This is a genomic window from Priestia sp. ABM2_011 (assembly GCF_056158845.1).
The window spans coordinates 3,044,438-3,062,539 of the sequence record NZ_JBSWUB010000001.1 but is presented as its reverse complement, the minus strand read 5'-3'; the positions used below and the strand labels follow the sequence as shown (position 1 = coordinate 3,062,539).

The window sequence follows — 18,102 nt, the reverse complement described above, 5'->3', positions numbered from 1 at the left end:
AGACTATGTTCGATTTAGATATTCGTAGTCGTAAGCCGATATACGAGCAATTAGTAGATAAATTGAAAGAGCTTATTATTCATGAAGTCTTTAAGGCCGATCAAAAGCTTCCATCTGTTCGGCTGTTAGCAAAAGAATTAACGATTAATCCAAATACAATTCAAAAAGCGTATCGTGAACTAGAACATCAAAACTATATTTATTCAGTTCCAGGAAAAGGAAGTTTTGTAACGCCTCAAGTTGATACACTAAATAACGAGAAGGTGAAAAAGATGAAAGAAGAATTAGTAAAGCTGTTGGCAGAAGCTATGTATTTAGGAATGGAGAAAGATGAAATTCTATCACTTATTTCACAGGCTGAAAAAGCAGTAAAAGGAGGAAGCGATAGTGATTGAACTGAAGGCGATAAAAAAAGAGTTTGAAGAAATGGAAGCTCTAAGAGACGTCACGCTTTCTATAAAAAAAGGATCTATTTACGGACTGCTTGGCTCCAACGGGGCAGGGAAAACAACGCTATTAAAAATCATTGCAGGTATTTACAACCAGGACCACGGAAAGATTGCCATAGACGGCGAGGAAGTATTCGAAAACGTTGGTTTAAAAGAACGTATTATTTTTATGCCAGATTCTCTTTATTTTTTCCCTCAAACAACGATTAAGCAATTAGCGTCTTTTTATAGAAGCGTCTATCCGACTTGGAACGAAGAACGGTTCCAAAAATTAAAAGAAGCTTTCCCAATTCAATTACATAAAAAGGTACATAGAATGTCCAAGGGAATGCAGCGTCAAGTAGGATTTTGGTTAGCGCTGTCTGCTATGCCTGATGTACTTATCTTAGATGAGCCGCTCGACGGTTTAGATGCGGTAATGCGTCAAAAAATCAAAAACCTTCTTGTTCAAGACGTGGCAGAACGGGAAATGACGATTTTAATTTCGTCACATAACCTGCGAGAAGTGGAAGATCTGTGTGATCATGTAGGCATCTTGCATCACGGTCAATTATTAATTGAAAAAGAGCTGGATGATTTAAAGTCTGATGTGCACAAAATTCAAGTTGCATTCGAAGGAGATGTGCCGCTAGCGCTTTATGACACGCTAGACATTTTATATCAAGAAAAACGAGGAAGCGTCTTGCTTTGTATTGTTCGAGGAAAAGAAAATCACTTAGTAAACAAAGTCCGATCGTATAAGCCTTTAATTTTTGACATCTTGCCACTTACGCTGGAAGAAATCTTTATTTATGAAATGGGGGATGTGGGTTATGCAATCGAAAACATCATCGTTTAACCGCGGCATGTGGATTCAATCTATGAGAAACGTGGGATGGATTGGGCTTGTATACTTGCTAGTACTGCTGTTCGCTTTACCTTTACAACTGATTTTTACTTTCACAGGAAAGGTAGAGCCTTATATAGAAAAACCAGATACGCTATTTAACGTATTGGATGGGCTGGAATTTGTGTTTATGTTTGTTGTACCAGTGTTACTTGGTATTTTCCTATTTAGATATATCCAAACGAAGATTGCGGCTGACTATATTCATAGTTTACCAATTAAGCGTTCTACACTGTTTCATCAAAATATGCTTCTGGGCGCGTTGGTTTTAGTTGTTCCTATTTTAATTACGGGAGTCGTTACTTTTGCCGTTAAAGGAGTTTTAACCGTTGAGGATGTTTATACAACAGGAGATGTTCTAAGCTGGGTCGGTTACAGTATTTTAATTAATTTATTTGTGCTGACTGGAACTGTTTTAGCGGGAATGTTCACCGGAATGTCTGTCCTCCAAGGAATCTTTTTATATGTTCTATTTCTTCTACCCGGCGGAATCTCTTATTTAGCTATATCCAATGTAAAGTTTTACTGGTACGGCTATGCGTATGACTATTACGTGAACAAAAATGTTGACAGCCTTGTTCCGTTTTCACACGTAGCGCAAATGGTAGCTCATAAAAGCTTTTCTACTAGTGCATTTGTTTATATTGGACTCATTGTCTTATTTTACATCATTGCTTTAATCACCTACAAAAAAAGAAAAGTAGAAGCTGCTACGCAAACCATTTCAGTTAGCTGGTTAAAACCGGTATTCGTATACGGAGTAACCGCTTGTTCACTCATGTTAGGCGGATTTTACTTTATTAGCATGAAAGGTGAATTTTCATGGATGGTCGTAGGCTATATTATTGGTTCATTAATAGGTTATATAGTTGCTCAAATTATCTTAAATAAAACGTGGCGGATCTTTACGAAATGGAAAGGGTATCTAGGCTTTGTTATAGCCGCAGCTATCGTTGGCTTTATCATTCATTTAGATGTATTTGGCTACTCTACTAAAGTACCGGCAGCTTCAGAGATTGAAAGTGTATATTTCGATGAAGATATATATCCATTGACTGATAAACCTGAAAACTATGCAAATGGAATGAATGGCTATTATGAAGCTCCATATTACTATACAAGTAAAGAAACGATTCAGAGTGTTCGTCAGCTGCAAAAACAAATTACAGCATCTAAAGATAAGAAGCTGGATCCTGATAAACAAAGTGAAATAGAAAGCAGAAACGGTAAAATGGCTGTATTTGCTTATAAATTAAAAAATGGAAAACAAATGGTCCGAGAATACTTTATTCCATTTTCAGACTATAAAGCTTTTTACAAAGAAATTGCAGAAACAAAAGAATACAAAGAAAATTTCCATCCGCTTTTACGAACAAAAAACACGGATAAAATTAAAAGCGTGAGTTTTTCTGTTCAAGGAAAGTCAAATTCAATCAACATTACAAATCCAGATAAAGTACAAGAACTTATACACGTAGTCAAACAGTCGATGATGAACGAAACGTTTGATGAAATGTACAGCACAAAAGAAAGCTGGGCTTCAATTGAGTTTATGGATGGAAAAGGACAGTACGTACAAACTGTATCTTGGGATAAGTCTTATAGCGAAGTAGAAGCATGGCTGAAAAAAGAGGGTTTATATGAACGTGCTCGTCTCATGCCAAAGGACGTAGAAAAAACCGAAGTGTTTAAAAATTCTTCTCATCTTAAAAACGATTATCGTCTTCAAGAAGAGTTTACATCTCTAATGAAGGATGAGAAAGCAATTAAAGTAAAAAACAATCAGCAGGTAGAAACACTTCTTCAACATGCGAACTTACGAGACACGGGAGATTATCTTGTTGCTTTTTATTACAAAGACCAAGTAGATACTCCTCAGATTTATATGTTGAATGAAAATGAATTGCCAGCAGAACTAAAAGAAAAACTAAAATAACAAGGGAGAACTTATTATGTGCGGCGAGGAATTACAAGATTATTTAAATCAGGTGCTGGCTTATTTATTAAAAAATGGTGTGAATAGACAAGACGCCGAAGATATTACGCAAGAAGTAGCATTAAAATATTTAGAAAAACAAGAAATGGTCGATCCTGAAAAAATAAAAGCTTGGATGTTTCGCGTCGCATTAAATAAACGCTGTGACTTAGGAAGGCGTAAAATAGTGAAAGACCGCTATACGTCTTCTTACAAAGAAGAACCCGTTATGTATACGCCTATTCAGCAGGTCCTCAGAAATGAAGAAGCGGCTGAATGTCAGGCGATTTTAAATCAATTGAATCCTAAGTATCGCAATTTGCTTCTGTTAAAATATGGATTAGGATTTAAATATGAAGAAATTGCCGAGTTATTAAATATGCAGATGACTACGTTAAAATCAGCTCTTTACCGCGCGCGCAAATACTTTGTGAAGGGATATAATGAAGTCATTTAATATAAATGAAACAGCAGCAGTTTGTGAAAAAGAACTTTTTTACACAAACTACTGCTGTTTTTTTCGTATTTTTCTTCTTTGGACGGCATAGATAATCAAACTGATCGCACAAAAAGCTAAAGTGATCTCAATCACATCAGTATAAGAAGATGTCGTATTAAAAAAGGAACCGAAAATAAATAAAGCCAGCGTCCAAATGAAACCAAAAGAAAATGAGACTTTAATGTAATGACGATGATTCATTCCGCTTGCCCCGAGAAAAAAAGGCATCACATGTCGCATTCCTGGTAAAAAGTAGCTTGCGATGATGGCGTGAGATCCATATTCTTGAATTGTTCGCTCAACTTTCATGACATTCTTTTCCCATCGCGGGCGTTTTAATAGCGCAAGCGCCTGAGCTGAAAAAAGACTGGCTATCAAAAACTTGAGGTATAAGCTAAGCATCATGCCGCTGTAGGTAAGTATAAAAGCTGGAATATACTGAACGGATGGAGACGTAGCCTGGCTGCCTGCAAGCATAATATATACTGGGTCAGGAATAGGAGTAAGGTTGGCTCCGACTAAAATGATAAAAAAGAAATATCCGTAGCCTAATTGGTTAATGGCTCCGATAAGCTGATCAATCACGTTTTCTTCCTCCTTTCTTCATTAGAATACGAGAGAGTGACACACAGTGTTCGCTCAAAATAAAAATAAAGTATAGGTACGCACAACTTAGGAAAAAAGAGTTATAATAAATAAGAATGTACGTTCTTCTTTCGGGGATTAATTATACAGAAAGAGGTGATAGTATGAAAATGATGTACCCTAAAAACGGCAAAGTTATTCTTCATATTGATGCTAATGCTTTTTATGCATCTGTTGAAACCGCACATGATCATACGCTCAAAGATAAGCCTCTTGCTATTGCTGGCAATCCAAAAGAACGAAGAGGAATTGTTGTAACCTGTAACTATATTGCTCGTAAACGCGGAGTGTATGCGCCTATGCCTCTTTGGGAAGCGAAAAGAAAATGCCCCGAGCTGGTTGTTATAAAGCCTAATTTTCCATTATATCGCCAAGTGTCCAAAAACATGTTTGATTATTTAGTAACCATTTCACCTCTTTTAGAGCCCGCTTCAATTGATGAAGGCTATTTGGATATTACAAACTGTGCTGAATTAGGCTCTCCTCTTGACATAGCAAAGTCCATTCAGCAGCATTTAATACAGACGCTGCAAATTCCTGTGTCAATTGGAATCGCACCGAATAAATTTTTAGCCAAAACGGCAAGTGATATGCAAAAACCTTTAGGAATTACCGTTCTTCGAAAAAGAGATGTCCAAACAGTTCTTTGGCCAAAAGCCGTAGAGGAAATGCACGGAATCGGTAAGAAGACAGCTGAAAAGCTAAATGCGATTAAGGTGGTGACGATCGGTGATCTAGCAAATGCCGCTCCCGGTCTTCTTAAACAAACTCTCGGAGTAAAAGGAGAAGTTATGAGAGACCGAGCGTGGGGCCAAGATGATCTACAGGTGAACCCTGATCGCCAATCACAGTTTAAATCAATTGGAAACTCTACGACGCTATCTCAAAATGCAGTAGATGAACATGAAGTTCTGCCTATTTTAAATAAACTATCGCACTCAGTGAGTTCTCGTATGAAAGCGAAAAAAGTTGTAAGCAAAACGATTCAGTTAACGATACGATATAGTGATTTTAAAACCATTACTCGAAGCCAAACTATTTCTAAAGCAATTAGCGAGCCAAACGATCTTTTTCATTACAGTGCGGTATTATTTCAAAAGCATTGGAACGGAGAACCGATTCGTTTATTGGGCGTAGCTGCTCTTCAAGTGAGTCACCAGCTTCAAGAAGAAGAACAGTTGGATTTGTTTACATACGGAGAACAAGCCAAAAAAGAGCCTTTATACAAAGCGGTCGAAAGTTTGCGTGAAAAATATGGAGATAACATTATTCAAAGCGGTTTAAAAAAACAAAGAGGAAAAGAAGAGAGGTAACTCTCTTTTTTTGTATAAAATAATAGGTTTACACTCATTATAGAAGGGGAAGTACATTACTATCACGGTAATCAAAGTGATTACAAAATGAATTTGATTGCGACTTTTTTAATTGTCCGCAATGAAATTACATAAAATAATCTATGAGGTGATCTTATGTCAGACGCACTATTTACATCTAAAGCAACAGCGGTTGGAGGCCGAGATGGTCGAGTTAAATCAGATGATGGTATTATTGATTTAACCCTTGTAAATCCTTCTCCAAATAACAAAAAAGAAGGAACAAATCCCGAGCAGCTGTTTGCAGCAGGATATTCTGCTTGTTTTGACGGCGCTTTAAATTTAATCGCTAAGAAACAAAAAAAAGACATTGATTCGTCTATTACTGCAGAAGTAAGTCTACTAAAAGACCACACTGATGATGGATTCAAAATTGGCGTGGTGTTAAACGCTCATATTAAAGGCGTTTCACAAGAAGTAGCTGAGAAGCTAGTAGAAGATGCACATCAATTCTGCCCGTATTCTAAAGCAACGCGCGGAAATGTTAACGTAACGTTAAATACAACGGTTGAGTAAATAAAAAAACGCTTGGATTTTTCTGAAATCCAGGCGTTTTTTTTATGTGCAATTTTATATGGTCTATTTTTGATTGTACGTATGCAGTGATTGCAGTAACTCCTGCAGCGTTTCTTTCAGCTTTTCTAATTCTCCCTGTGACTTATTTGTCATGCTAAAAACTTCTTCTGGAATATGACAAGCTTTATCACGTAATTTTTTTCCTTTTTCGGTTAAACTAATAAAAACAACGCGTTCATCTTCATGAGAACGCTCACGAATCACTAATTCTTGATCCTGCATTCTTTTTAGCATAGGAGTAAGGGTGCCTGAATCCAAATACAGAAGTTCGCCCATTTTTTTCACGCTGAGTGTTTCATGTTCCCATAAAACAAGAAGGGCTAAATACTGCGGATAGGTTACTCCTAATTTATCGAGCAGCGGCTTGTACACCTTTGTAATTTCTCGAGACGTGGCGTAAATTGAGAAACAAAGCTGATTTTCTAGCTGCAGCTGCTTATAAAGTTGTTCCATTCATGTTGCCTCCAGTCTATTGCTTTTTATTTAATTATACACAATTAAATAGGGGTGTCCAATAACGCTGGATGAAAAAGTGATCAAGCTGTAAATAAAAAATGGGAATTTTACATATACTAAGAAAAAAAGGGAGCTGTGCACATGTATTTTGCAAAAAAAGCCGTAGAAGAAGAAGTAGATCAAATGATGGATACGACTGTATATGCGTGTCAATCTGAATCATGTAATGGGTGGATGAGAGAAGATTTTGTTACGGTTGATTATAACTGTCCGATGTGCGGAACAGGAATGTCGCAGGAAGTACGCGAGCTGCCGAAAATTAAGTACGACCACCAATTTTATAATAAATAAAAAAGAAGCAGCTGCTTCTTTTTTATTTTTCACTAAAATTTCATTAAGCTGAGCTAGACTAAGAACCAACATATGATGAAGGTGAGGAATATCAGAATGAATCAAGGGAACTTTTTGAAAGGTTTATTTTGGGGAACCTTATTTAGTATTCCTATTTGGATTTCATTGTTTGGCTGGTTCCGCATTTTATCACATCTTGCATAGTTTCGTTTTATAAATCGTCATACGCGCCCTTATCTTTCTATTTCCGCTATAATAAGGGTGATAGAAAAAATAAGGAGCTGTTCTCTATGATTCAATACAAAACGGAGCAAATGACGGTTTTTGAAAGCGCGCTATTTCAAACAACATCTGCAGTGATTGAAACAAAAGACTGTGTGATTGTTGTTGATCCAACATGGCTTCCTCAGGAAATTAATGAAATTAAACAGCATGTTCAAGAGATCTTAAATCATCGCAAGCTGTATGTATTTTTTACTCACGGAGATTTTGATCATGTCATTGGGTATGGCGCTTTCTTAGAATTAAATGCCACCTTTATCGGCAGCAAATTTTTAAAAAATCATCCGGATAAAGAAGAAAAAGTTCAAATGATTAAGCAGTTTGATCATGACTATTATATAAAAAGATCTCATGATATTATATTCCCGGAGCTGGATATTGTGGTAACCGAAAATGAACAGCACATTACCTTAGGTGAAACATCTATTACCTGTTATTTTGCAAAAGGTCATACAAACGATGGACTATTTATGATTGTCGATAATTCAATATGGATCGCAGGGGATTATTTATCGGACTTTGAATATCCGTACATATATGAAAGTGTAAACGATTACCGCGACACTCTTGCTACTGCGCGACACATTTTAGCTAAGCACCAAAATCTAACGCTAGTTCCCGGACACGGAAAAACGACACATCACCGAGCTGAAATTCAAAGACGAGTGGAGATGGCCAGCTCTTATTTAGATGAACTGCAAGCTGCAGTGAAAGAAGACAGTAAAGAAGCGCTTGATAAGCTAAACGACAAATTGGCATTCCCATCTGATTTCACGGCACAATGTCATCAGAAAAACGTTGAAATTATGAAAAGAGAATTGCTGTTATAGAAATCGAGTGTACAGTCATCCCGTTGATATTAAAAGTAAGAAACCGCATCTTCTGTTGGAGATGCGGTTTCTTACTTTCCTTTATTTATCAATTTAATGAAACTTTTTCCTTTTATATCCGTTTATATAAATAAGAAGTTATTTTATTTGTAAAGGAGTATGGCAATGGGGAAAAACGGTTGTGTAAAATGCGGACATACAGAAGCAAAAACAAAAGAAATTGCTACAACGGGAACGGGGCTGTCTAGATACTTAGACGTTCAGCACAATCAATTTACTGTGGTATATTGCACGAGCTGCGGGTATTCAGAGCTATATAATAAATCATCTTCAAGAGGCAGCAATATTATTGACTTATTTTTTGGAGGATGAAAATGAGTATCGACCTTATTGAAATTGATAAAGACCGGCACGCTTCCTATTTAAACCTGCTATTAATAGGGGATGAAGACGAAAAAGTAGTGAAGTCGTATATAAATGAAGGTTCCTTATTTACCATTGTGTATGAAAAGAAGGAGATAGGAGTTGTGCAGTGCCTCACCGATGAAGAGGAGTCGGCAGTAGAAGTAAAGAATATCGGTTTAAAAGAAGCATACAGAGGAAAAGGAATCGGCAGCAAAGTCATTAAAAAGTTAGAAGTACTGTATGAACGTAACCAATATTCTAAAATGATTGTAGGAACAGCGGACTCCAGTCTTGAAAACATAGCATTTTATAAAAAGGCAAGCTTTTATCAAAGCGGTGTCAAAAAGAATTTCTTTTTGCAGTACGTTCCACCGATTTACGAGAATGGCCTGCAAGCTATCGATATGATTATGTTTGAAAAGAAATTAAAAAGCAGAAGCGACTAACACGCTTCTGCTTTTAATGATTAATCTAAAATTTGAAGTTTTACCGTTTTGCGTCCCCAATTTAAAGCTGAGCTTTGAGATGCCATAAATAAATCAACGCGAGTACCTTTAATGGCACCGCCAGTATCTCCAGCAATTGCTTCTCCGTAACCTTCTACGTATACGCGAGAACCTAATGGAATCACGCGAGGATCAACTGCAATTACTTTTCGATTAGGATTTGACCTTAGGTCGATGCCTGTAGCAGTGATTCCGCTGCAGCCCGCACAGTAAGCAGTATAAGCTGTTGCTTCAACCGTAATCTCTTTCGAAACCGACTTACTTTCTTGCGCTGGAGCAGGTGCCGGCGTTGAAGTCGACGGTGCTGAAGTTGACGGTGTTGAAGGAGTAGCAGGTGATGGCGTTGATGGTTTCGCCTGAGCTGCAGCTTGTCCGCCTACTTGTAGCACTTGATTAATGTAAATCGTATTAGACGATAAGTTATTCCACTGTTTTAATTGAGAAATTGAAATGCCGTGTCGCTGTGCTACGCTCCACATTGTATCTCCAGGCTGAACTTTATAACTTTTACTGTTGCTAGGAGCCGGGGATGCCTGCGTTTCGTTTGTTTTTTCTTGTACAGGTGCTGAAGGTGATGATGAAACTGTTCCTGTTCCATTTATTTTTAATACTTGATTCACATAAATTAAATGACTAGATAAGTTATTCCACTCTTTTAGCTGCTGTACAGAAGTACCGTTGTTTTTAGCGATACGATAAAGCGTGTCACCTGATTTTACTGTATATGTATGATTTGAAGATGTTGTAGTTGGAGTTGAACTAGATGAAGAGTCAGTAGATGTAGATCCAATTTGTAATGTTTGGTTTGCATAAATTAGTGTGGAAGAAAGACCATTCCACTTTTTTAAGTCTTCAACTGTTACATTATGCTGCTGTGAGATGCTGAATAACGTTTCTCCAGCTTTTACTTTATGCGTGTCTGTGTCAGCCGATGCTGCGTCTGCAATTCCAATTGATACTAAAGCTGTGGCCCCTAATGTAAAAATGTGTTTTTTCATCTAATAATTCTCCTTTATTTCCAATAGTTGTCTCTTATTCTATCAGCAATATGTAACAAACTCATGACAAAATGGTAGGTTTTATATTACAAGTTTGTAACAATACGTCTAAAAATATAGAAAAAACGCAGTTTTTTTACGATTATGATGAAAAAAGTCTTAATTTGTCTGGAGAGATAGACTAGTAAAAAAGGTATTCTGCTTTTATAAAAATGAAGAAGAAAGAAGCTATGCTATATTCAAATGACATGATAGAATAGACAAGTTAGAAATGAACGGATAAAAAGGGAGTTAGACATTTATGGAAAAACGCTCTATCTCTTCATATTTAAAAGCATGGGTGCGCGCACTTTCAATTGAGATTAATTATATGAAGAAACACGGCGGAGAAAAGTATACGGTAGGAAAAGGAGAGTACTTAGGGCAGCAGGGAGATGCGTATCTTTACCGGTTTGAACGCACAGCCGATTTATACCTTTTTGATGGAGCTCAGGTACGCCTTGTCCACCAGCATAAAGAAAGTAAAGGAGAAGTTATCGGAACGGAAGGATTTGATTTGTACCTTAAAATAGATGCGTTTATTGGACAAGAAGTAGACGAACTCGATATATATAACGAACCATGGGAATTATTGCAGGCGCTCATTGATAGACTGACGGAAGCAAAAGACTACAAGCAAAAAATAGTAAGAATCAAACGTCTTATGAGAGGCGATAGTCCTGTTCGCCATAAAGAGTATACGTCTAAGAACGCTCTTCATGAAGTGTTGCTGCGAGCGCGTTATAACCGTACTACTTATATTTGGGGGCCTCCTGGAACAGGGAAAACATATACGCTGTCCAAAATCGCGGCAAGCTATTACCGGAAATCAAAGCGTGTCCTTTTATTATCTCACAGTAATGCAGCGGTGGACGGTTTGCTGCAAGAAACTGCACGTCAGTTAAAAAAGAAAGAAGCTTGGAAAAAAGGAAAACTCATTCGATACGGAGCAACAAAAAGCAGCGGCTTAGAAAATATAAAAGTAGAAGAAGTCATTGGAGAAGATGATCCGGATTTAGCTCAGGAGATGCGTGATTTGCAAGAAGAACGAGTTTACTTAAGCAGGTATCCCAATAGAGCTCACCAGCTTCAGCAAGTTAATAAAAAGCTAAACGCCCTTCGTAACAAGTGGATTGAAGCGGAGAAAAATGTTTTTGATCAAGCGTATATTGTAGGCACTACTTTATCAAAAGCGGCTATTGACCGATTACTTTATCAAAGTGAATTTGATATGGTTGTGGTAGACGAAATTAGCATGGCATATGCACCGCAAATTGCTTTTGCAGCTACGTTAGGAAAACGAATTGTCGTATGCGGCGATTTTAAACAGCTTCCCCCGGTATCTCAATCTTCTCATGCTGAAGTGAAGAAGTGGCTGCAGCGAGATTTATTTGAGCAGACGGGTCTTGTAGAGCAAGTAGAAAGCGGTGAGATCCATCCGCATCTTTTTATGTTGAAAAAGCAAAGAAGAATGCATAAAGATATCTCAGCTTTTACAAATCGCTATATTTACAGCAATCGAGTGGGGGATCATCCATCTGTCACAACAAGTCGAGAAGTAGTAGCAAGCAGCCGGCCGTTTGCTCATGAAGCAGCGCTTATGCTTAACATTGGTCAGTTGCATTCTTCCGCTATGCGAGATGTCGCTTCCGGTTCACGCTATAATGTGATAACAGCTGTTTTGGCGGTAAGTTTGATACTGCGGGCACGCAAAGCTTCTTCGGCTACTATTGGCTATGTGACTCCTTATAAGTCTCAAGCTAAATTGATTAATGCATTTCTTCAAGATATTGAACCAGCCAGCGATATAATCGCAGCAACCGTACACAAATTTCAAGGCGCGGAACGAGATATCATGATTTTTGATACGGTCGATACAAAGCCGCAGTCAAAACCAGGTTTACTTTTAACAAATGAAAATAGCGACCGATTGGTAAATGTAGCGGTGACGCGTTCAAAAGGAAAATTTATGATGCTTTCAGACGAGTCGTTTGTCCAGCAGCGTGTACCAAAGGAGCGAGCGTTCTGGAAGTTGGTCAACCACTTTAACGAAAATCAAAAAGTATACCAACCTCAGCAATTTTTAAAAGAAGTCATTCAGCATCGGAAATTGATTTGGTACCATCCATCGAACAGCAGTCAGTTAAAAAAAGATTTATATCAAGCTCGGCAGCAGATTTTATTGTGTATTCCTTATGCTTCGCTTGTTCCTCAAGAAATACGGGAGATGTTACATTCATTTAAAGGTGAAGTGACCGTTCTTACTCGTGAACCAAAAGAAGTTCGAATTGACGGTGCTCATGTCATTTCATCTGCTGTTCCGATGTCACTGCTTATCATCGATGAATCCACTATATGGATCAATATGCCTTACGGCGGAAAAAATGAAGCGTTTATGGCAGCTAGAATTGAGTCAAAGCTAGGCGCTAAACAGCTTATTCGGTCAATTGATTTTACAGAAGATAAAACAAGAAATCAAGAAACAAAAATGTATATAGAAACAAATAAACCACAATATTCTTTGAGTAATTACCTTCGTAGCTGGGATCGCTGTGAATCCTGTCAGCATATGCGAGAAGTAGAGATAACAAAAAAAGGAAAAGTAAGGTTTATTTGCTATTATTGCGGGAAAACAAGTGGGGCAACACGTTTATTAGTGGAAAAATATTTAAACTACGTACATGCTGTATGTAGAGCATGCAAGCAGCCGATGAACGTAGAGTATGATGAAAATAAAGGCGTCTACGCATGTTGTCCATCGTGCAAAAAAGAAGTTTTGCCTAGAGATCTATTGTAACTTTAGGAAAAGGGCGTGATCTTATCGTTTACTCTCGTAGTGTAGCGGCTTTAGCTGATTGTTTGCTAGAAGGAGACGTTCAAAAAAGCTGGCTGCTCATTGCTATATATATAGAAGAAGGCCATTCTTCAACTGACGTATATACGTTTCTGACAGAAGCGATGTATGAGATAGGGAAAAGGTGGCAAGAAAATAAAATTTCAGTCGCGGACGAGCATTTGGCTACTGCAACCTGTGACTATGTGTTAACTCGCTTTCAGCTATCACAGCATCAATTGCTTCAGCGTAATCGAGCACTTCTTTTTTGTATTGAAGGAGAAGAGCATTACTTAGGCATTAAAATGATTGCAGGACTTATGAGCGAACACGGATGGGAAGTTAAAAACTTAGGAGCAAACTTGCCGCTGCCGTTCGCTCTAAAAAGCATTGAAAGATGGGATCCTGATGTAGTATGTTTGTCCGTCTCACAAGTGCATTTGCTGCCTGATTTACAAAAATACATTGCTGAGATTGAAAGCATGTCGCAAAGTCCTCTTGTATTAGTGGGCAGCAGGCTTCTCAGCACGCATGATTTATCGGCTTCAGGATCTTCAAAAACTATATTCATTAATCATATTCAAGCTTTTAAAGACTGGCTTCTAATCAACAATAAAGAAAGTTCGACGCAAGATAAAATGTTAGTAATGGGGGAAGAAATATGATCAGTTTGCCGATTCAACACATTCCGGTTCCAATGTTTTTACTCAATAAAGACAACGAAATAATTGAATTTACACCAAGCGTCACGAAAAATTTCCCGCCTGTTCAGAACTTTTTAGATCTAGTTGATGAAGACAGCCAAGAAAAAGTAAAAAGAGCACTCCAGGGAAAGGAAGAAGTGCAAATCGAAGTAAATATGCGCACGTTTTCCAACCCGGTTGCTCTTTTTGATTTTCATTTTAAGCCTGAAGCGTACCATTCGCTGCATGCTGTTTTCTGCTATCCTATTCATGAGCATATGATGAGTGTTCAATCAACCCTTCAACAGTTTCGCTCTATACTTATGCAAGACTCACCACAAGTGAACCAAGGTTTTTCGGTCAGAGAAACAGATGTAGAAACGGCGAAAAAAATGCAGCTAGTTGATCTTCAGCGTCATTTTCGAGAAATGAAAACAAATGTGCTAACCATTCAAGACCTCCTAAGTATTATCCGCTCCGACGTAATTGAAGCAGGAAAAGGAGAGTATATTGAATTGGTCTCTACACATTTGTTTGACATTCAAGATTTAATTAATCAGGAGCTTGACTGCTTAAGACAGAAGAACAAAGTACATTAAGAAAGCGGCAATCGGATTTCTACCGTTGTTCCTTTGCCTTCTTCACTATCATACGAAATGCTTCCTTTATGATTACTAATGATTTTATGACTCACCATCAATCCTAATCCTGTTCCTTTTTCTTTTGTTGTATAGAAAGGCTCGCCAATTCGTGTTAATCGATCTTTCGGCATGCCTTTTCCTTCATCTATCACTTGGACGACTACTTGATTTGTATCTGGATCAAATTTAGATACCACTAGAATAGACCCGGGGTCATCCATCGCTTCAATAGAATTTTTCACCATGTTGATAAATACTTGTTTCATATCTTTTTCAATACAATGAACAACAGGTAATTTTTCTTCAAAATCCGTTGAAATAGTAATGTTTTTAAGAATGGCCTGTGTATGCAGCAGTGTACATACGTCTTGAAGAATTAAATTTATCTGCTTATTTTCATATTTTACGACTTCGGGTTTTGCTAGAATGAGCAGTTCGCTAATAATCAGCTCTAAGCGGTTAAACTCGGACATCATGACATCCATATATTCTTTTTTATACGTTTCTTCTTGCATCATAAGCTGTAAAAAGCCCTTTAATGATGTAAGAGGGTTTCGTATTTCATGGGCAATGCCGGCAGCCAGCTGTCCAAGTGCTGACAGCATCTCTGAATTTTTGAGCATCATTTCCGACTGTTTGCGCTGTGAAATGTCTTCACTTAAACCAATGTAATGGATGATTTCATCTTGATCATTTTTAACAGGCATTAAGGCTAACTGTTCCCAAACGGTTTCTCCGTCTTCTTGAACGTAGGAAATTTCTCCGTTCCATTTTTCTCCTCTATATACTTCATTCCAAATCTTAGGGAATCTTTTAACGCCTAGCTTTTTTGTATATAAGTCATAGAGGTGTAGCCCAAATACTTCTTGCGGCGCATGCTTTTGCTCCATGAATTTTTGATTAATGTACTTAATTTTACCTTGATGATCGGTAATAAAAATGCCCGTAGGACTGTGAGCTACTGCAAATGATGTAATAGCCAATTCTTCATTTGAACGTTTAATTTCTGTAATATTAATAAACGTAATAACTACACCGTTAATTAAATTCTCGTTCGTACGATAAGGCATCATTTTCATGCTATACCATTGGTTATCGTAGCTTTGAATTTCTTTTTGAAGGGTGTTATTTGTTCTTAAAACGTGCATTGCGTCCTCGATTAGATGGTCATATCTAAAGTTATGCGAAATATGAAAGAAAGGTCTTCCGATATCTTGATGAAGAACGTTGATTACTGTTTTCGTTTCCGGCGTAAATAATTTAATATTCAGTTGCTCGTCTAAAAAGATGGTAGCAATAGTTGTACTGATTAATAAATTATCAATATCGTTGTTTAAGTCCGTTAATTCTTCAATCTTTCGCTCGTACTGGTTGTTAACACTAATTAACTCTTCATTAACAGACTGCAATTCCTCATTTGTGGACTGCAGCTCTTCGTTGGAAGCAATCAGTTCTTCGTTCGTGGACTTTAGCTCCTCATTTGCTGTTTCTAGCTCTTCAATCGTCGTTTGCAAATGCTGCTGTGTGTAATGAAGCTCTTGCTCTAAATCTACTACAAGCTCACTAATAGAGCTTGTTTGATTAAGAAACATGGGCTCTTCCTTATCAATAATGGCACTATCTGTCTGTTCATCAAACATAAGTAAGTAAAGAGAGTGATTTGTTGGAAGGGCAGATATAGTAATATTAAAACGGCGCTGCACGTTGTTTATGACAAATTCAATGTGCTGACAGCATACGCTCATACCTTGCTCTTTTACGCGTTTAATAGCTGCTCCAATGGCTAAAGAGACATGAACGGGAACCATTTTGAAAATGGTATAATTAATCTTCCCCACAGGAACGTTAATAAGCTGAGTCGCTTCTTTTGAACAAAATATCACTTCGTTGTATTCATTTAATACAAGACAAGGGCTCATAAAATGATCAATCATTGACTGATACATCTCATCCAATTTAAGCGAAGGAAGAGGCTTATAAAGTTGACTTGGCAGCGGTACGCTAGAAAAATCACCTTCATGCAAGCTGGATTTTGAAAGATTAAAAGCTCCTGTAATTTGTCGGCTGGGCTGCCCCGAACGTTTAAATATTTTCCACTTACTGTTGATAGGGCGGAACAAATCAGACAAATTTCCCGTTGTTTCACTAGGGCCTAAAAAAAGTACGCCTTCTTCTGTCAAAGAAAAATGAAAAAGAGACAGAATGCGCTGCTGCAGTTCAGCTTGGAAGTAAATCATCATATTTCGACAGCTGATTAAATCAACGTTTACAAAAGGCGAGTCTTTTCCTATATTATGCGGGGCAAAAACAATCATTTTACGGATTGTTTTTTTAACTTGATAACCACCGTGTTTTGTTTGCTCAAAATATTCATTAATCTGAGCTGCTGAGAAGGAATGAACTTCCGCTTCTTCATAAATGCCTTGACTCGCTCTTTTGATTGCATGACGATCGATGTCCGTAGCAAAGATTCGGACATCGAAATAACGGTTGATTGTTGATAAATAGTCATGAAGCAAAATAGCTAATGTATATGCTTCTTGACCAGTAGAACAACCTGCTACCCAGATGCGGATTTCATCTTCTTGGCTATGAATCTTTCTTTCAACTAATTGAGGGATGACTTGTTCTTCAATAATAGAGAATGCTTCTTTATCTCTAAGAAATTGCGTCACTCCAATCAGCAGGTCTCGCTGCAGTTCGACGATTTCTTCGGCTTCCTTACATAAATAGTCCCGGTACTCTTCCATCGTTTGAGAGGGCGGATCGAGTAAAGCCATTCTTTTTTCAAGTCGTCGCAGCACCGTGTTTTTTTTGTACATAGAGAAGTCGATGCCTGTTTTCTTCTTTATTAATGAATAAATGTATTGCAGCGTTTCTTCATTATATGTAAATTCAGTTTGGCTGACATGCGTTTGCACAAGGTCAGGCATATCAGCAGGAGAAAGAATATAATCAGCAAGGTGTGCATCAATAGCGCTTAGGGGCATATCTCTGTACTTTGCTGTGCTTTCATCTTGTACAAGTACAGTTCCGCCATACTCTCTTATCGTTTTTGCTCCTCCTGTTCCATCATTTCCTTTTCCCGATAAAATAATGGCTGTGCACCGGTGTTTTTTTGCAGCGGCCAGAGAATGAAAAAAGGCGTCAATCGGATACTTTACCTGATCATTTTCTTCATAAGGACGAAGGCGAAGAGTATGATCCACAACGGTCACATAATGATGGGGAGGATTTAAATAAATTGTGTCTTCTTGTAAAGTCATCCCGTCTTGTGTCAGTTTGATATTCATTCCTGTTTTTTTTGCTAAAAGTTCTGGCATAAAACTTTTATATTTAGAGGAAAGGTGCTGTACAATAATAAACGCCATTCCATTTGGTGAAGGCATATTAGCGAAAAACTGCTCAATAGCTTCTAACCCTCCGGCAGAAGCGCCAATTCCCACAACGTGTAAATCCTGTTTCTCTATTCCTTCTGAAGACGATGGAACTGTAGAAAACGAATTGTTCTTCATAATAGAACCTCCAATAATGTTTCGACACTTCCTAGATTGTATGTCGTTTTGTTTATTTTAATGTCGACAGCACAGCGTGGTTTACATCAAAAGTAAATTTTTCAAAAAAAACCAAGATGCTGGTACATAGGTTCATTTTAGCAAACCTATTATATTGTTC

17 protein-coding genes are annotated in these 18,102 nt (G+C 37.7%); 13 read left to right on the top strand and 4 right to left on the bottom strand.

All coding sequences use genetic code 11. The features are described from left to right. The first annotated feature begins 5 nt into the window (after positions 1–5). The 4 genes from ACXAE4_RS16510 to ACXAE4_RS16495 are packed head-to-tail and all read left to right on the top strand — an operon-like array spanning position 6 to position 3,767. Complete coding sequence (locus ACXAE4_RS16510; RefSeq protein WP_289578915.1) at positions 6–395, top strand: GntR family transcriptional regulator; 390 nt, start codon at positions 6–8, stop codon at positions 393–395. Next, positions 388–1,287 carry an ABC transporter ATP-binding protein gene (locus ACXAE4_RS16505; RefSeq protein WP_154972906.1) on the top strand — a complete coding sequence of 300 codons (900 nt, stop codon included), beginning with the start codon at positions 388–390 and terminating at the stop codon, positions 1,285–1,287. Before ACXAE4_RS16510 ends, ACXAE4_RS16505 begins: the two co-directional genes overlap by 8 nt. Continuing rightward, complete coding sequence (locus ACXAE4_RS16500) at positions 1,262–3,271, top strand: DUF6449 domain-containing protein (RefSeq protein ID WP_289578916.1); 2,010 nt, start codon at positions 1,262–1,264, stop codon at positions 3,269–3,271. Before ACXAE4_RS16505 ends, ACXAE4_RS16500 begins: the two co-directional genes overlap by 26 nt. Before the next feature lie 16 nt (positions 3,272–3,287). Beyond that, a complete protein-coding gene (locus ACXAE4_RS16495) occupies positions 3,288–3,767 on the top strand; it encodes an RNA polymerase sigma factor (RefSeq protein WP_028413409.1) in 480 nt (159 codons plus the stop codon). A gap of 48 nt (positions 3,768–3,815) precedes the next feature. Here the strand turns inward: ACXAE4_RS16495 and ACXAE4_RS16490 are convergent, their stop codons facing one another. Then, complete coding sequence (locus tag ACXAE4_RS16490; protein ID WP_028413408.1) at positions 3,816–4,394, bottom strand: DedA family protein; 579 nt, start codon at positions 4,392–4,394, stop codon at positions 3,816–3,818. 164 nt (positions 4,395–4,558) lie between these two features. Here ACXAE4_RS16490 and ACXAE4_RS16485 point away from each other — a divergent pair, with 164 nt between their 5' ends. Together ACXAE4_RS16485 and ACXAE4_RS16480 are read left to right on the top strand one after the other, a co-directional pair. Beyond that, complete coding sequence (locus tag ACXAE4_RS16485) at positions 4,559–5,767, top strand: DNA polymerase IV (protein WP_289578917.1); 1,209 nt, start codon at positions 4,559–4,561, stop codon at positions 5,765–5,767. Between the two features lie 156 nt (positions 5,768–5,923). Continuing rightward, positions 5,924–6,343, top strand: coding sequence for an organic hydroperoxide resistance protein (locus tag ACXAE4_RS16480; protein WP_016764045.1), 420 nt, complete (start codon positions 5,924–5,926; stop codon positions 6,341–6,343). 63 nt (positions 6,344–6,406) lie between these two features. Here ACXAE4_RS16480 and ACXAE4_RS16475 read toward each other — a convergent pair whose 3' ends face one another. Continuing rightward, a complete protein-coding gene (locus ACXAE4_RS16475; protein ID WP_014460175.1) occupies positions 6,407–6,856 on the bottom strand; it encodes a MarR family winged helix-turn-helix transcriptional regulator in 450 nt (149 codons plus the stop codon). Between the two features lie 144 nt (positions 6,857–7,000). Between ACXAE4_RS16475 and ACXAE4_RS16470 the strand changes: the two genes are divergently transcribed. The 4 genes from ACXAE4_RS16470 to ACXAE4_RS16455 all read left to right on the top strand — a co-directional run bounded on the left by ACXAE4_RS16470 (position 7,001) and on the right by ACXAE4_RS16455 (position 9,173). Then, complete coding sequence (locus ACXAE4_RS16470; protein ID WP_014460174.1) at positions 7,001–7,210, top strand: cold-inducible protein YdjO-related protein; 210 nt, start codon at positions 7,001–7,003, stop codon at positions 7,208–7,210. Positions 7,211–7,500: 290 nt separating this feature from the next. Then, on the top strand, positions 7,501–8,322 hold the full coding sequence (locus ACXAE4_RS16465; RefSeq protein WP_289578918.1) for an MBL fold metallo-hydrolase: 822 nt from the start codon (positions 7,501–7,503) through the stop codon (positions 8,320–8,322). 165 nt (positions 8,323–8,487) lie between these two features. Further along, positions 8,488–8,694, top strand: coding sequence for a zinc ribbon domain-containing protein (locus ACXAE4_RS16460; RefSeq protein WP_016764047.1), 207 nt, complete (start codon positions 8,488–8,490; stop codon positions 8,692–8,694). A 2-nt stretch (positions 8,695–8,696) separates the two neighbouring features. Next, the gene (locus ACXAE4_RS16455; RefSeq protein ID WP_289578919.1) at positions 8,697–9,173 is read left to right on the top strand and encodes a GNAT family N-acetyltransferase; all 477 of its coding nucleotides are present in this window, start codon (positions 8,697–8,699) and stop codon (positions 9,171–9,173) included. A 20-nt stretch (positions 9,174–9,193) separates the two neighbouring features. On the opposite strand, the gene ACXAE4_RS16450 is transcribed toward ACXAE4_RS16455, so the two are convergent. Further along, positions 9,194–10,231, bottom strand: a complete 1,038-nt coding sequence (locus ACXAE4_RS16450) for a LysM peptidoglycan-binding and 3D domain-containing protein (RefSeq protein ID WP_049164475.1) — start codon at positions 10,229–10,231, stop codon at positions 9,194–9,196. 301 nt (positions 10,232–10,532) lie between these two features. Between ACXAE4_RS16450 and ACXAE4_RS16445 the strand changes: the two genes are divergently transcribed. The 3 genes from ACXAE4_RS16445 to ACXAE4_RS16435 are packed head-to-tail and all read left to right on the top strand — an operon-like array spanning position 10,533 to position 14,385. Continuing rightward, positions 10,533–13,067, top strand: a complete 2,535-nt coding sequence (locus ACXAE4_RS16445; RefSeq protein WP_033578940.1) for an AAA domain-containing protein — start codon at positions 10,533–10,535, stop codon at positions 13,065–13,067. Continuing rightward, a complete protein-coding gene (locus ACXAE4_RS16440; protein ID WP_308012831.1) occupies positions 13,061–13,768 on the top strand; it encodes a cobalamin B12-binding domain-containing protein in 708 nt (235 codons plus the stop codon). The genes ACXAE4_RS16445 and ACXAE4_RS16440 overlap by 7 nt, the downstream gene beginning before the upstream one ends. Then, positions 13,765–14,385 carry a hypothetical protein gene (locus ACXAE4_RS16435; protein ID WP_033578942.1) on the top strand — a complete coding sequence of 207 codons (621 nt, stop codon included), beginning with the start codon at positions 13,765–13,767 and terminating at the stop codon, positions 14,383–14,385. Before ACXAE4_RS16440 ends, ACXAE4_RS16435 begins: the two co-directional genes overlap by 4 nt. Here the strand turns inward: ACXAE4_RS16435 and ACXAE4_RS16430 are convergent. Continuing rightward, on the bottom strand, positions 14,382–17,942 hold the full coding sequence (locus ACXAE4_RS16430) for a CheR family methyltransferase (protein WP_028413400.1): 3,561 nt from the start codon (positions 17,940–17,942) through the stop codon (positions 14,382–14,384). The two genes, ACXAE4_RS16435 and ACXAE4_RS16430, sit on opposite strands and share 4 nt — an antisense overlap. Positions 17,943–18,102 lie beyond the last annotated feature (160 nt).